Below are 13,531 nucleotides of genomic sequence, written 5' to 3'. Positions count from 1 at the left end.
TTTGCAAGTTAACGCAGGGAAAGCTTCTGAAAGACTAATTCCTTTGGACCAAAACAGCTTAGAATCACTTTCAATGAACTAACGAAAAGCTACGTAGGAATTTCCAGTCTAAGCGCCTCTGGAGCCCGCCCCAGCGTAGACTGGAAATTCGCTTCTTCCCCCACTACAGCAACGATAAAAAGGCAAAAAGTTAGCCGGTACCAAGAGGTGTACCGGCTTTTCAAATATCATTTTTTCGGTAAATTAATCTGCCATGATATTCCGTAACGATCTTGAACCCAACCGAACTTTTCACTGAACGGCAATTGTCCGAGCGGCATGAGTACTTGTCCATCCGAGGAAAGCTGTCCAAAAACCCGGTCAACCTCTTCCTCCGTATCGCAGTCAACAAACAACGAAATCGCAGGAGTAAAGGCATGATAGTCACCGTTCGTATTGTCGATGCACATGAAGGTCTGGTCTTTTAATGTAAAGGTAGCGTGCAGGACTTGTCCATTCTCGTGATGCATCACCTGCTTGATTTCGGATCGCTCAAAAATGGAAGTGTAAAACTTCATCGCTTCTTCTGCTTTTCCATGGAACATGAAAAACGTTGTGATGGCTTGCACTGACAACCACTCCTTTTCGTGAAGATAAGCGTCTACCTATTCATTTCCTTACGTCCATTCAATCATCCGCCACTGCTCTTTTTTTCTTTGCACAGCATAGTCGCTGTTTCTGCTAACAGAACGATTCCTGTCTCCATCTTGGCTATTCATCCTGCCATGAAAAAATCCAGTCAAAACACGAAAATGAAGTGTTCGACTGGATTGGGCTTCATAAAGTTACTGTGTTGCCCTCATCAAGAAGGAACCACGCAATTGTTACACCAATAATTGTCGAAGTGAAATTTCTATTAAAAAATAGTTGGTACCATGCCCCCGTCCATGCGAATTGGTGAACCTTTAAATGCGGTTGCATAAGGGCTGGATAGAAATGCTGCCAGCCTGCCTATTTCAAAAGGCTTGATAAATCGCTGTAATTCGGATTGGGGCAGGTGTGCAGCCATAAATTGATTCTCTTTTTCCGAAAATGCCATATCATCAGGAAACAAACCATCAATGATTTGATATACATTTTCGGAAAGTGTTGGTCCTGGCATGATTGTGTTGGAGGTAACTTCTGTTCCTAGCGTTAGTTTAGACAAGCTTTTTGACAGTGATAATAGCATAGATTTCGTCATGCAATACTGAGGCATTTGCCCTGAGGGCATGATCGCTTCTTCACTTGCTATAAAGATTATTCGTCCATAATTGTTCTTCAACATGTTAGGTAAATAAAATTTAGATAAGCCATTAGCGGCAAGGACATTTGTTCGGAAATATTTTTCCCATACTTCATCGTCAACGTCTTCATAGGACATGATTTCATAAATACCCATATTGTTAACGAGAATATCCACATGGGGATATTGCTCAAATAAAGCTTCTCTTTGCTGCCTATCTACAATATCGGCCGTAGCATTCTGAGGAGAAGTATCCGGGAATTGCGCCTTCAATTCATTTATGGTCCTTTCTACCTCTTCTTCATTCCGTCCATTTACGAGGACATTGACGCCCTCTCTGGCAAGCTCAATGGCAATTGCTTTCCCAATCCCTCTCGTCGATCCAGTTACGAAAGCAGTTTTGTTCCTTAATCCCATATCCATAACACTATTCTCCTTTGTTGTCATTCACGGCAACCTGACTAGAAGTTATCTTGGAACATCCTTGCTCCGGATAGAGATTATCGTACTTTGTCTGGATCGTTGGGTAACTAGTGTACAACGCCAAATTTCTTGCTTAACCCGCCAAATATGGAGACCGGGAAAATACTAGCCCTGTTTGGAACGCCAATTTGAAGGTGTATCTCCTTCCCAAAGGCGGAAGGCCCGATAAAACGAGTTCTGATCTTCATATCCAACTAAGAAAGCCACTTCTTTTATATCGAGCTTGGGATCGGCCAAGTATTCTCGTGCCTGTTCATGTCGAGCCTGTGTCAACAGTTGCTTGAACGTTGTGCATTCATCAGTAAGACGGCGCTGCAAGGTACGATCGCTCATGCCCAGCTCGCTCGCAACAGCTCGAATATCAAGGCGGCCTCCGGTTAGACTTCGCTTCAAAATCCACTTGACCATCTCAGCAATTGAACGACTGCCCTGTTCATCCAATGATCGGTCCAATACAGGCGTCAAAATCTCCAGCAATTCTTTGTTGTACGAAAGAAAGAGGCGGTCCAAATCACGTCGATGGAGTGTTAATCGGTTATCGGTGGCACCAATCCGGACAGGGCAACCGAAGTAAGCTTCAAGGGCAGCTACATCCCCCATCGATTGAGAAAATTCCACGGACTGTGCAGTTAAAGGCTTGCCCGTGCCCCGTCGCCCAAGCTCTAGAAGAAAGGCTAGCGTGGTTCCTACCAGCACTGGTGGTCCGGGTTGCTCGCTCTGCATCCACTCCAATTCGATTGTACAGCGCTCGCCCTCCTCTGTTATGCGCAAACTTTCCGGAGGGCACAGTTGTTTGTACCGGGCCATTCGATTAAGAGCGTCGCGATAGTCACGAGCATGGTAGGTCGCTAAAACGGTCGGTGGGTATTGTGCTGTTTCAAAGGTGGTTGAAAGCTTGATGATTCCGATAGCCGTGTCACCAACTAGATCGGCGTACGCTTGCCAGATTCTGAAATATTGGGCAGTGGTGACGACAGCTGGTTCTGTAAGAATGGTGAGCGGCACGCGCGCTTTGTGAGCTAGGTCGTGGGGGGCAATCCCTAGTCGTTGTAATCCCGCCAAAAATCCCGCCGGGAACTTTATACGGTCTGATTTCATTACGTATGGATCTCCTTTAGTTGCTTACCGATTCGCTCCGGTTATGATTCATTATACATACGAGCATGATACTCGGTACTGGGGATGCTCATAGCCTATACGAACGAACAGTATGGTTTCACACGAAGAGAAATGATGCGGCGACTCGCTATCGGGGCTTAGACTCGCTTACTTCTCCCTTTTCGTCTATGCTCGCTCCATAGGAAATGCGGTTGAGCTTGTCGATGATCCTCTTTTTGTTTTTCTCGTCCATCGGAGCAGGCTGACCGTTTGTGAGCTTCACCGGGATCACGCGGCTCTTGCTCCCGTCTTTTGAAAACGTCAGTTGGACCATCATGGCTTCGCGGCCTTTCGGATTGCGCGAGGTGGTAAACACAAAATTCCCTACGCTGTAGTAGATCGGCACCTTTTTATAAAACTCAACGCCCATGATCGAATGGCTGTGCGACCCGACAATGGCATCCACACCGCTGTCGATCAGCTTTTTCGCCAACTCACGCGCATATAGTTCTGGATAATCCTTATATTCCCGATTCCAGTGCATGACCGCAATTGTAATGTCTGACTCCGCCACTGCCTTTTTTACATAGGACAGCATCGGCTCATACGAGTAGGCATGTGCGAGACCTGGCTTGTTTTTTCGCGCATACCAACGCTCATTTGGAAGGACACGGCTGATCCCGATGACTGCCACGCGTTTCCCCTTGATCGTTTGGATGTAGGGAGCGAATGCTTCCTCCTCGTTTTTCCCCGCCCCCACGTAACCGATCTTCGCCTTTTTCAAATGCACCATCGTGTCAGAGAGCGCGTCCATTCCGTAATCGAGCGAATGATTATTCGCAAGATTGACCACGTCGAAGCCCGCGTTCACGAGCCCCTTCAATGACTCTGGCTTCGCACGATAGGTATATTCCTTTTTCTCCGGACGTCCTCGCGTACTGACTGGTGTCTCCAGATTGCCAATCGTCAAGTCTGCCTGCTTGAGAAAATCCGCTGTTTTTTGAAACGGATAATCTACGCCGTACCGCGCGATCTGATTCCCGACGCTCTTATCCAAAATCATATCCCCGACAAACGCTACCTGAATGGAATCCTGGTCCTGCATATCTCCTTCGCTGCTCGCCTGGACAGCGCCAGATTCCGTTCCCATCGCAACACAGAGCATCACTGCAGCTACCACGATTACGGCGTGTTTCCATCGTCCTATCTTCATGCCCTCAGCCCATCTCTCTTTTTTGCTTCCATTCTAGAAGGCGTGGGATGTGAAGCCTGTTGAAGCATGTCTGGCTTCCGTGGAAATTTCTCGCCGAAAAGTGACGGGCATGCAGAAGATGGCGGTTTGGGGTCTGCTACTCGAGCCAAAATATTCCTTTATTTTCCAAATGTCGATTTTTGCTGATAACAAGTATAATGGACACATAAGATTCTAATACATAGGACGGTAAAAACATGCTCCATCATTCCATTATGCTGAAAACCAAAACAGCAATGCCCGCCGCTCGGTCGAATAGCGTTCATAGGAGCCGACTGCTGCAAAAAATGGACGCTGGTCTGCAATGCCGACTAACCACGTTATACGCCCCAGCCGGGTATGGAAAAACGACCTTGCTCAGTCAATGGGCTCATCAGTACGGCGGTACCACTGTATGGCTCTCACTCGATGAGATGGATAATGACCTGATTCGCTTTTGGAGATACATCGTATTTACGCTGTCTGGATCTACCTTCACAGAACTCTCCGAGCGAATGGAACCAGCCATGAAAGCAACCAGTCATACCTCGATCTTTACCTTCATCGATTCCCTTCTCAATGAACTCGCTGCTACGTCGCAGCCCCTTGCTATCATTCTCGATGACTACCACGTGATCTCGGATGAGACGATTCACAGCAGTCTCGCTTATTTTCTGGAATATGTCCCGAGTCACGTCCATCTGTACATCGCCAGTCGCAACACGCTGCCTTTTTCTACAGTCAAATGGAACGTCCGTCATGAAGTATGTCACATTGAGGCGGGACAATTTCTTTTCAGTCATCAAGAGACGGACAGCTTTTACCGGCAGGTTCATGATTTACCTCTGACCGAAATACAAATCGAACAGCTCGTGAAAAGTACGGAGGGCTGGGTCGCCGGCTTGCAGCTCGCTGCCATTTCACTCGTGAATACGGAGAACCACGATCAATTTTTTGCCGGATTTACCGGCTCTCATCGCAATATTTCGGAGTATTTGTTTCATGAAGTGATCATGCGACTTCCGGAAGTGGAGCGCAGCTTCTTGCTCAAAACATCTGTGCTGGCGCGAATGGACGCTCACGTGTGCCACGCTCTGACTGGCCTGACCCATTGCCAACAAATGCTGACCCACTTGCACCGCCAAAACATTTTCTTAATCCCGCTGGATGATTACGGGACGTGGTATCGGTACCATCACTTGTTTGCCGATTTTTTGCGCAGTCAATTGGAGCAGACAGCTCCCGGAGAAGCACGTGAGCTGCACCGACTAGCCAGTGGGAGCTATGCGGAACGCGGAATGATGGACGAAGCGATCGATCATGCGATGGCCGCTGCCGATTACACGTTGGCTGTAAGTTTATTGGAGCAACATATTCCGGTACTGCTCCAACGCGGCGAGTTTTCCAGCTTTCTCAGAACGCTGGACAGCATCCCTGATCACGCAACCTATTTCTCACCCCTTTTTCGCCTGATCTATGTGTTCCTCTCGGTTGCTTGCGGTTATACGGATCGGGCAGAGCTTGCCCTCGCCCAATTGGAGCAAAGCGTTGCAAGCCTGGAAGACTCGACGGAGCATCAACAGTTTTTGAGCGGGCTGTTTTTTGTGCGGGCGAATCTGGTGTTTGCAACCGGAGATTTTGAGAGCTGGATTGCCAGTTCATCACAGTTGAGTGGTGAGCTGCCTGAGAGTCCGTTGTTTTACCATTTTAATTACAACACGACAGAGCCCTTTATTCGGCGTACGCGATTCGGGTTAAAGGGGATGCTGTCCGATCAAACAGAGGCTGTCGGCAAGCAGTTCTCCGGCATACTCGAAGCACATGGTTGGAAGGATTCCTTGATCAACCTGTACGTCGTTCAAGCGTTGGCGGAGGGGCTTTATGAGGAAAACAGACTGGAAGAAAGCCTCGATCATCTTCAGCGAGTTCGTTTCGTTGCCTTGCAAAAGCAAATACCTGGCCTGCTCGTCCCCTATGCACTGACATACTCCAAGCACAAGCTGGTGGAGGGAAATTTTGCTGCGGCACGAAAAATCATTTCGGAGGCACGAGAGACGGTCGCGAGCTGGGGTGCTTCGTATTGGTTCAACCCATTACAAGCATTTCTCGCACACATCGCGATCCAGGAAGGGGACATCAAATTGGCGAAAACGGAGTTGTCCAAGCTCCCCCCTTCCATTTTGAATCAGCCTAGCATTCAGAGAGAATTAGAGGTTTTGACCTATGTCCGTTTGCTGCTCGCCCAGCAGCAGGAACAGGAAGCCTTGCGTATGTTAGCGATCCTAAAGCCATCCAGTATTCGCGAGGAGCTATTAATCAGTCAGGTAGACATCGCCATCCTGCAAGCCCTCGCCTACCAGCAGTGCGGCAACAAAAAGGAAGCGCTGGCTTTCCTTCACGAAGCGCTCTTGATTGGCGGAAACAACTGCTACGTCCGTAGCTTTCTCGACGAAGGAACGGCGATGTCTCACCTCTTGCACGATTACCAGCTCCGATTGAGAAAACGATCCCAACAACCTGGTCCGTCTGTATCGGCTGCGTATGTCAATCAACTGCTATCCCTTTTCCCTAAGAAAATGGAGAAAAGAAAAGCTCCTTTGATCGAGCCGCTAACCGGAAAAGAAATGATCATCCTTTCCATGCTGGCCAAAGGAGCATCCAACAAAATGATCGCCGATGAGCTAGGGAATACGCTCGGGACGGTCAAGGTGTATTTGCATCGGATATACGGCAAGCTCGGTGTCACCAATCGCACACAAGCTCTACTGAAAGCTCAAGAAATTTCACTGCTAGAAAATAGTCCTGTTGATTAACGGAACTTTTCGATATGCTCTTGCAAAAAAAGCGTCCAGCATGCGGGGCTCTCTGCCGAGGAAAACGTGTTGCATACTTTCATGTCAACACGTTATCCCTTATTTCGGTGCCATCCTGATTGCCCCATCCAGCCGGATCGTTTCTCCATTCAACATCGGATTGGTGATGATGCTGTTCACGAGCATCCCATATTCTTGCGGATTTCCCATACGAGCGGGAAAAGGAACAGTCGCACCCAACGCAGCTTTTTCCGAGCGCGGGAGCTGATCGAACATCGGCGTGTCAAATAGACCGGGAGCAATCGCCATTACGCGTATGCCATACCAAGCCAGGTCTCTTGCTAGCGGCAGGGTCATGCTTACGATTCCGCCTTTGGAGGCACTATAGGCAACCTGCCCTACCTGCCCTTCAAAAGCCGCCACCGATGCGGTATTGATGACGACACCCCGCTCCCCCTGTTGGTTCGGCTCGTTTCCTGCCATTTGCTCCACCGCCAACCGAATGACATTAAAAGTACCGATCAGATTGACTGAAATGACTTTGCTGAAGGATTCCAGTGGATGTGGACCGCTTCGGGACAGTGTTTTTTGTGCCAAACCGATTCCCGCACAGTTGACCACGGCATGAATCGTACCGAATGTGCCAGCAGCCTGATCGATTGCATCCCGTACACTCACCTCACTCATAACATCCGTATGCACGAACAAAGCATTTTCACGCCCCAGCTCATTCGCCAGCGCTTGCCCCTTCTCTACCGTCAAATCAAGAATGGCTACTCTTCCCCCGTGTTGAACTACATTCCTCACAGCGGCTTCTCCCAAACCGGAAGCACCACCCGTTACAATGGCAACCACTTCCCGCATATCCAAGCCATTCTCTCCCTTCCTCTGCAATTGCATCCGCATTCAGAAAAAAGCTTTGCAAGTTGGGTACCAACCGAGTCCCCCCTTGTCACACGTGGTTTTTATTCGAGACAAGCAGACTGCACCTTCTCAAATAAAGACAGGTATGAGACATCTGTGTCCGGGCAAAGGACAGTTGTGCTTATCCATCTCCAACATTTTAGGGCTTGCTATTTACAATCACCCCCATTATATTTTACTTACCGGTAAGTAAATAAAAATGGAGAGGAAAGAACCCGGATGAAAGTGACTTCTACCAGAGTCATTGGTCTCGATTTTGCGAGGGCGTGGGCCATGCTGGGCATGATGATCGTCAATTACGTCGTCATCTTGAACGCAGAGCATAGCGGACCTGACTGGCTTATCGCTTTATCCAGTTTGTTTCAAGGCAGAGCATCTACCGTATTCGTTGTTTTAGCAGGTATTGGAATTGCGTATATGACAAAAAAAGCGAGGACCTCAGGCGACCCGGCCCTCTTGCAGGCTAGCCGTCACATTCTTTGGAAGCGCTCCTTGTTTTTATTCGTGACCGGAATCTTGCTCTATCTCGGTAGTTGGAGCGGCGACATCCTGCATTACTACGGTGTCTATATGCTCATCGCCTCCTTCCTCCTCGTCGTATCGGGGAAAACGCTTCTTCTCGCTTTTAGCGGCATCCTGCTCACAGCCCAAACGCTACAATTGTCGTTCAACTATATGCAAGGGTGGGACCCGAGGCAACCATTTATCGAGTATCTTGATTTTTGGACGGTCGAAGGATTCTTGCGGAACTTGCTGTACAACGGCTATCACCCGGTATTTCCCTGGATGTGCTTTTTTCTTCTCGGCTTGTGGCTGGGTCGACTCAACCTGCTTGATCGATCTGTACGCAAAAAAATGTTGGGCTGGACAACTGCCCTGTTTGTCAGCTTGGAAGTTTTATCGTATGGGCTGATCAAGCTCTCTACTCCGGTCGTCGGAAGCGAGATCGCCCTATTTTTATGGGGAACGAAACCAGTTCCACCCAACCTGTTTTATGTGCTATCCAGCTCAAGCTCTGCTGTCATCATCATCCTTCTGTGCGTCAGCTTTGCGGAAAAATTCGCAAACAGCTGGTTTACGCAAACATGGGTAAAAACCGGACAGCTGACACTGACACACTACGTCAGTCATATCATTGTCGGGCTCGGCTTCCTCGCCTTGATTGGCAGATTCGAAAATCAAACGCTCGCTTTTGCGATGCTCTACGCCGTAGGATTCTTCCTCTTTTCCATTGTGCTCTCGCTCTTATGGAGGCGTTGGTTCGAGAGGGGACCTTTGGAGAGCATCATGAGAAAAATAAGTGGGTAACCATTCTGTGGGTTCATCCGTCTGCTATATAGGAGAATTTTGCTAATCATTCACACACCAATTTCGAAGTAGTCAGACGAACTGGAGATGATCTCATGAGTCCTATGGTTTTTTTCAAAAAGGCTGTCCCCGCGAACGCGGAGCAACTCACCCAAATTGCTATTCGCTGCTTCGCAGAAGACGTCCAAAAGTACGGAGAAGGCCCTGCCGGACATGACCAGCCCGACCAGCATATTTTGTTCATGCAAAAGGCCCATTACTATACGATCTTGCTGGATGACCAGATCGTCGGCGGTTTTTGCCTCATTCCAGTCGATCATGAGCATTTGGAGCTGGGGATCATCTATGTCGATCCTGATAAGCAAAACTTGCGTATCGGAAGCCAGACCATGCAGTTCATGGAAGCAGCGTACCCACACATCAAGAAGTGGACGCTCGATACCGGCTATGAAGCCGTACGCAACCAGCACTTTTACGAGAAATGCGGTTACAAAAAGATCGGCGAGACAGAGCCGAACGCAGCGAATGGTTTTTATAAATTCAGGTATGAAAAACGGATACCTAAGTAGATAGATGGAAAAGGGAGAACAGCTACAGGCCATTCTCCCTTTTTTCTTTCGTTACCCCTATTTTCGAATGCCCTTCTTGGTCGCCAATTCCAAGTAGTACGTCGTTTCCGCCTGTGTTTCCTTCGTAAATGCTTCACTGGCCGCATATGCCGGCTCCACTTGGATTTCACTCAGTTTTTGCAAAAAGGCTGGATCCTTCTCCATCTTAGCAATCGCTTCTTCCCATTTGCGGATAACCGACTCTGGTGTTCCTTTAGCAAAAGACACTCCCGTCCACCAGAAAACCGACAACCCTTGAATCCCTTGCTCCTCCGCAGTAGGAATGTCAGGGAGGAATGGACTTCGCGTGTCACCGGATACGGCGAGGATTTTGACCTTGCCCGCTTGCAGCATCGGCATGATCTCCCCCACTGTATGTACCGCTAAAATCGCATGCCCTCCAGCGACTTTCGGGACGGAATCGGAGGCGCCTTTCGTCACGATCATTCTCGTCTTGGCGAAGTCAGCTCGGATCACATCCAGCCACTCCGCTACCCCAAAAGCGGAAAAACCTGCTGGCCCTACAGAAGTCCACGTTAACTGCTCCGGATTCGCGCGCACCCACGCGGAAAATTCAGCGAAATCTTTCCAAGGCGCGTCGGCTTTTACTGCAAAAGCAAGCGTTCCTTTGCCAATCCTGGCTGTATAGACTTGATCCTCGTTTGTAATCGGCGGTGTTTTCATCCCAGCAGCGAGCATCGTCGTATTGGATACATTGACAGCAAGCGCTGTGTAACCATCATTTTTGGCTTGCTTTAAAGCATACTCCGCTCCTACTGCCCCACCACCTCCCGCCTTGTTGACGACGACGATGGGCTGCCCCCATTCCTTACTCAAATAATCTGCTGCCGCTCTGGCCACGAGATCGACTCCGCCCCCGGCAGAATACGGCACAATATACTCCACCTGCTTCGATGGATAGGCCGACTCGACTGTCCCTTGATTTCCACATGCGCTAACGGCTGCCGCCAAAAGCAACGACATCATGACAGCCGCCCATTTTTTATACCCTCTCAATGACTCTTCCTCCCTACGCGACATCTACTCCCCGGTCTCGCTCTTCTTTCAGCCGTTGCTGTGTCCGGCGGTTCAACATCATGGAGATGATCAAAAGTGCTCCTGCTGCCAGCAAGATGGTCAACGATAAAGGCCGAAACAAAACAATGCTGAGATCACCCGAGCCCATCGCCATCGTTTGAATGAATGATTCTTCCAGAAGAGGTCCCAGAATGAAGCACAAAACCAACGGAACAACTGGCCATTTATATTTGGAAAAAACATACCCAAGTCCGCCAAACAGAAACGCTACCCACACATCAAACATGCTGTTCCGCACACTGTATGCCCCAATCGTGCAGAACATCAGGATGATCGGAGCCATGATGCCATATGGCACCCTCGTCAATTTGACCCACACCCATACCATCGGGAGGTTCAGCACGAGAAGCATCGCATTCCCCACAAACATCGAGGCGATGACCGTCCAGACAAAGCTCGCATTTTGTTCAAACAAAACAAGGCCGGGCGTCAATCCGTAGATCATCAAGCCTGCCAACAAAATCGCCAGTGGCGGTGAAGAAGGAATCCCGAGCGAAAACAGCGGGATGAAGCCCGCACTGCTGGTCGCATTATTCGCTGCTTCTGGTGCCGCCACCCCTTCGATCGTTCCCTGACCGAACTTCTCGGGATGCTTCGATAGTTTTTTCTCCATATCGTATGCCAAAAACGACGTGATCGCAGCGGAGCAGCCCGGCAGCAATCCAAGAAAAAAGCCGACAATCCCACCCCTCAGCATGGGCCCGGCACTTGCTCTCAAGTCTTCCTTTTTCGGGTAGACACTGCCTGGCTTGCCAATCAGAGTAGCTGTACGTTTTTCATCAATCCCTTTGAGGACTTCTGTAATCGCAAACAACCCGATGATGATGCTAATCATGTCAAAACCGCCAACCAATGCGGGGACGCCGTAATCAAAGCGTGGCATGCCAGAGGATGGTCCCAGCCCGACAAGAGCGAGCGAATAGCCGAATGCCCCCATCAAAAACGATTTGACCAATGATCCTCCTGATAAACTGACCATCAGCGTGAGAGCCAAAATCATCAGCGCAAAATATTCAGGCGGTCCGAATTTTAGCGCTTGATCTGCCAAAATGGGAGCGAAAAAGACGAGGCCGATTACCCCCAGTACCCCTGCACCGAACGAAGCCACTGCGGATATCCCTAATGCCGGCCCCCCTCTCCCTTTTTTCGCGAGCGGATAGCCATCCAGACAAGTGGGGACTGACGATAGCTCCCCCGGGATGTTGAGTAGAATCGCTGTCGTCGAGCCACCGTACATGGCACCGTAATAAATACCTGCCAGCATGATCATGCCTTGTGTCGGCTCCAACACGGCTGTCACCGGAAGCAGAATCGCGATGGCAGAAGTGGGACCGAGACCTGGTAATACACCTACAAAGGTGCCAATAAGAGCGCCGAGTGCTGCCATGAGCAAATGCTCCGGCGTGAGGGCTGAAGCAAAACCAGCCAGTAATAGTTGGAACGTCTCGATGATCAGCACCTCCTTATCATGCTTGCTCTAAAACAAATCTCCTCCAGGCAGTGTGATATGCAGCGAGTAGATGAACACCACATACAGCCCCCCTGTCAAAAGGACCGAGTACACAATGGACGTACGCCACCGGTAGCTGCCGATCAGTATAAAAAAGGCAAAGGAGACAAAGAGCGTAGCCATTGTGTAACCGATCGCGCCGAGCAGCCAGACATACAGCAACAGGAATAAAAAGCAAAGCAGCAGGCGCAGCCTTTTTCCAGGAAGAGGCGGCCCGGGATTTGGGGAAGAAACTTCCTCCGTCACACGGAATGATTGGACCAGCAGCACACCTCCGAGCATGAAAAACAATAAGCCGAGAATCGCAGGCAGCGTGTGATCCCCTACGTACAACGACGTCGAAAATGCCTCCAGACGATAGGCCTCGAACGATATGAAGACTCCAAGGATCATACTTAGAAGGGCACCGATAAAATCTGGCTGATTATCCGGGCGTCTCATGTGTATCACCTCAGCAAAAAAGCTACCATCAGCCTATGGCTCATGCGCCCATTGTGTGCGAAAACAGAAAAAAACTACCATACCCAGTCCGCACGGGACAAAGCATATGGTAGTCATCTAGATTTCGATTTGGTCGATCAGACGAATAATGGCATGGGCGACCTTCGCTTCATACGTCTCATTGCTTTCGAACTCGCTCCAAAGCTCTTTGATATCGTAGTTCGAAACATCGTCTATTCGCAGTCCGCAAATGGAGGAACCATCCTGCTGCTGGGTCGTTTCCCGTTTTGCAGACTCGGAGGAGACATCGTGGATCATCAGCATTTTCAAAAGCTTCTCCATATTGGCCTGATTGCGGATCAAATGAGGCTCCATCCGCTTAACCACCATCCATAATTTTTGCGAATTGACCATCGTCGTTGTCACCATCTGCATTCGCTACCCCCACACTAGTTATAACTATATATAACTAGTTATAATTAATTATAACGAATTACTCAAGTGAAAATGTTGTCTTCCGACTGTTGTGGTCAGTTTTGTACGTATAAGAAATGCCCTCCAATTGGAGGGCATTGATTGTATGGTTCAGTATGTTGCTTATATTTCTACTGTCAGAGAAAAAAGATGATTACCAAGGCTCCGGCCAGCCGTATTGTATAATCGAATTTGTTTGCTTGGCTGGTTGTTCTACTAAAACTGGTAATGTAACGAAGGCGGTTAACATACACAAAGACAATATCCATTTCTTCATGA

At 49.1% G+C, this 13,531-nt stretch carries 13 protein-coding genes; 3 read left to right on the top strand and 10 right to left on the bottom strand.

Going from position 1 to position 13,531, the window contains the following annotated elements:
* Window positions 1-227: 227 nt before the first annotated feature.
* From EL268_RS06275 to EL268_RS06260, 4 genes are all read right to left on the bottom strand, one after another.
* Window positions 228-614, bottom strand: a complete 387-nt coding sequence (locus EL268_RS06275; RefSeq protein ID WP_106653877.1) for a VOC family protein — start codon at window positions 612-614, stop codon at window positions 228-230.
* 281 nt (window positions 615-895) lie between these two features.
* Window positions 896-1,687 (bottom strand): SDR family NAD(P)-dependent oxidoreductase, encoded by a 792-nt coding sequence (locus EL268_RS06270; protein WP_106653876.1) that lies wholly within the window; start codon window positions 1,685-1,687, stop codon window positions 896-898.
* 165 nt (window positions 1,688-1,852) lie between these two features.
* Window positions 1,853-2,845 carry an AraC family transcriptional regulator gene (locus tag EL268_RS06265; RefSeq protein ID WP_106653875.1) on the bottom strand — a complete coding sequence of 331 codons (993 nt, stop codon included), beginning with the start codon at window positions 2,843-2,845 and terminating at the stop codon, window positions 1,853-1,855.
* A 148-nt stretch (window positions 2,846-2,993) separates the two neighbouring features.
* A complete protein-coding gene (locus tag EL268_RS06260) occupies window positions 2,994-4,058 on the bottom strand; it encodes a CapA family protein (protein WP_106653874.1) in 1,065 nt (354 codons plus the stop codon).
* A gap of 236 nt (window positions 4,059-4,294) precedes the next feature.
* Between EL268_RS06260 and EL268_RS06255 the strand changes: the two genes are divergently transcribed.
* Window positions 4,295-6,889 carry a winged helix-turn-helix domain-containing protein gene (locus EL268_RS06255; RefSeq protein WP_106653873.1) on the top strand — a complete coding sequence of 865 codons (2,595 nt, stop codon included), beginning with the start codon at window positions 4,295-4,297 and terminating at the stop codon, window positions 6,887-6,889.
* A gap of 99 nt (window positions 6,890-6,988) precedes the next feature.
* Here EL268_RS06255 and EL268_RS06250 read toward each other — a convergent pair whose 3' ends face one another.
* Window positions 6,989-7,759: a 3-hydroxyacyl-CoA dehydrogenase gene (locus EL268_RS06250; RefSeq protein WP_106653872.1), complete on the bottom strand. Its 771-nt coding sequence runs from the start codon at window positions 7,757-7,759 to the stop codon at window positions 6,989-6,991.
* Between the two features lie 273 nt (window positions 7,760-8,032).
* Here EL268_RS06250 and EL268_RS06245 point away from each other — a divergent pair, with 273 nt between their 5' ends.
* Entirely contained in the window at window positions 8,033-9,121 is a 1,089-nt protein-coding gene (locus EL268_RS06245; RefSeq protein ID WP_106653871.1) for a DUF418 domain-containing protein, read from the top strand.
* 95 nt (window positions 9,122-9,216) lie between these two features.
* Window positions 9,217-9,690 (top strand): GNAT family N-acetyltransferase, encoded by a 474-nt coding sequence (locus tag EL268_RS06240; protein WP_106653870.1) that lies wholly within the window; start codon window positions 9,217-9,219, stop codon window positions 9,688-9,690.
* A gap of 57 nt (window positions 9,691-9,747) precedes the next feature.
* Here the strand turns inward: EL268_RS06240 and EL268_RS06235 are convergent, their stop codons facing one another.
* The 5 genes from EL268_RS06235 to EL268_RS33660 all read right to left on the bottom strand — a co-directional run bounded on the left by EL268_RS06235 (window position 9,748) and on the right by EL268_RS33660 (window position 13,529).
* A complete protein-coding gene (locus tag EL268_RS06235; protein WP_106653869.1) occupies window positions 9,748-10,770 on the bottom strand; it encodes a tripartite tricarboxylate transporter substrate binding protein in 1,023 nt (340 codons plus the stop codon).
* Entirely contained in the window at window positions 10,760-12,286 is a 1,527-nt protein-coding gene (locus EL268_RS06230; protein ID WP_106653868.1) for a tripartite tricarboxylate transporter permease, read from the bottom strand. The genes EL268_RS06235 and EL268_RS06230 overlap by 11 nt, the downstream gene beginning before the upstream one ends.
* An 18-nt stretch (window positions 12,287-12,304) precedes the next feature.
* Window positions 12,305-12,778 (bottom strand): tripartite tricarboxylate transporter TctB family protein, encoded by a 474-nt coding sequence (locus tag EL268_RS06225; RefSeq protein WP_106653867.1) that lies wholly within the window; start codon window positions 12,776-12,778, stop codon window positions 12,305-12,307.
* A 117-nt stretch (window positions 12,779-12,895) separates the two neighbouring features.
* Window positions 12,896-13,213, bottom strand: coding sequence for an HD domain-containing protein (locus EL268_RS06220; RefSeq protein WP_106653866.1), 318 nt, complete (start codon window positions 13,211-13,213; stop codon window positions 12,896-12,898).
* A gap of 193 nt (window positions 13,214-13,406) precedes the next feature.
* Entirely contained in the window at window positions 13,407-13,529 is a 123-nt protein-coding gene (locus tag EL268_RS33660) for a hypothetical protein (RefSeq protein WP_255438721.1), read from the bottom strand.
* Window positions 13,530-13,531: the final 2 nt, after the last annotated feature.

It is taken from the genome of Brevibacillus brevis, from assembly GCF_900637055.1.
GTDB classification, from domain to species: Bacteria; Bacillota; Bacilli; order Brevibacillales; family Brevibacillaceae; genus Brevibacillus; species Brevibacillus brevis.
Note: the sequence above shows the minus strand (reverse complement) of the source record. Positions and strands in the feature narration are given on the sequence as shown.

Coding starts and splice junctions, on each gene's coding strand:
- EL268_RS06270 (WP_106653876.1), bottom strand. CDS start 1,687: ATGGATATGGGATTAAGGAACAAAACTGCTTTCGTAACTGGATCGACG.
- EL268_RS06260 (WP_106653874.1), bottom strand. CDS start 4,058: ATGAAGATAGGACGATGGAAACACGCCGTAATCGTGGTAGCTGCAGTG.
- EL268_RS06245 (WP_106653871.1), top strand. CDS start 8,033: ATGAAAGTGACTTCTACCAGAGTCATTGGTCTCGATTTTGCGAGGGCG.
- EL268_RS06225 (WP_106653867.1), bottom strand. CDS start 12,778: ATGAGACGCCCGGATAATCAGCCAGATTTTATCGGTGCCCTTCTAAGT.
- EL268_RS06235 (WP_106653869.1), bottom strand. CDS start 10,770: ATGTCGCGTAGGGAGGAAGAGTCATTGAGAGGGTATAAAAAATGGGCG.
- EL268_RS06240 (WP_106653870.1), top strand. CDS start 9,217: ATGAGTCCTATGGTTTTTTTCAAAAAGGCTGTCCCCGCGAACGCGGAG.
- EL268_RS06255 (WP_106653873.1), top strand. CDS start 4,295: ATGCTCCATCATTCCATTATGCTGAAAACCAAAACAGCAATGCCCGCC.
- EL268_RS06265 (WP_106653875.1), bottom strand. CDS start 2,845: ATGAAATCAGACCGTATAAAGTTCCCGGCGGGATTTTTGGCGGGATTA.
- EL268_RS33660 (WP_255438721.1), bottom strand. CDS start 13,529: ATGAAGAAATGGATATTGTCTTTGTGTATGTTAACCGCCTTCGTTACA.
- EL268_RS06220 (WP_106653866.1), bottom strand. CDS start 13,213: ATGCAGATGGTGACAACGACGATGGTCAATTCGCAAAAATTATGGATG.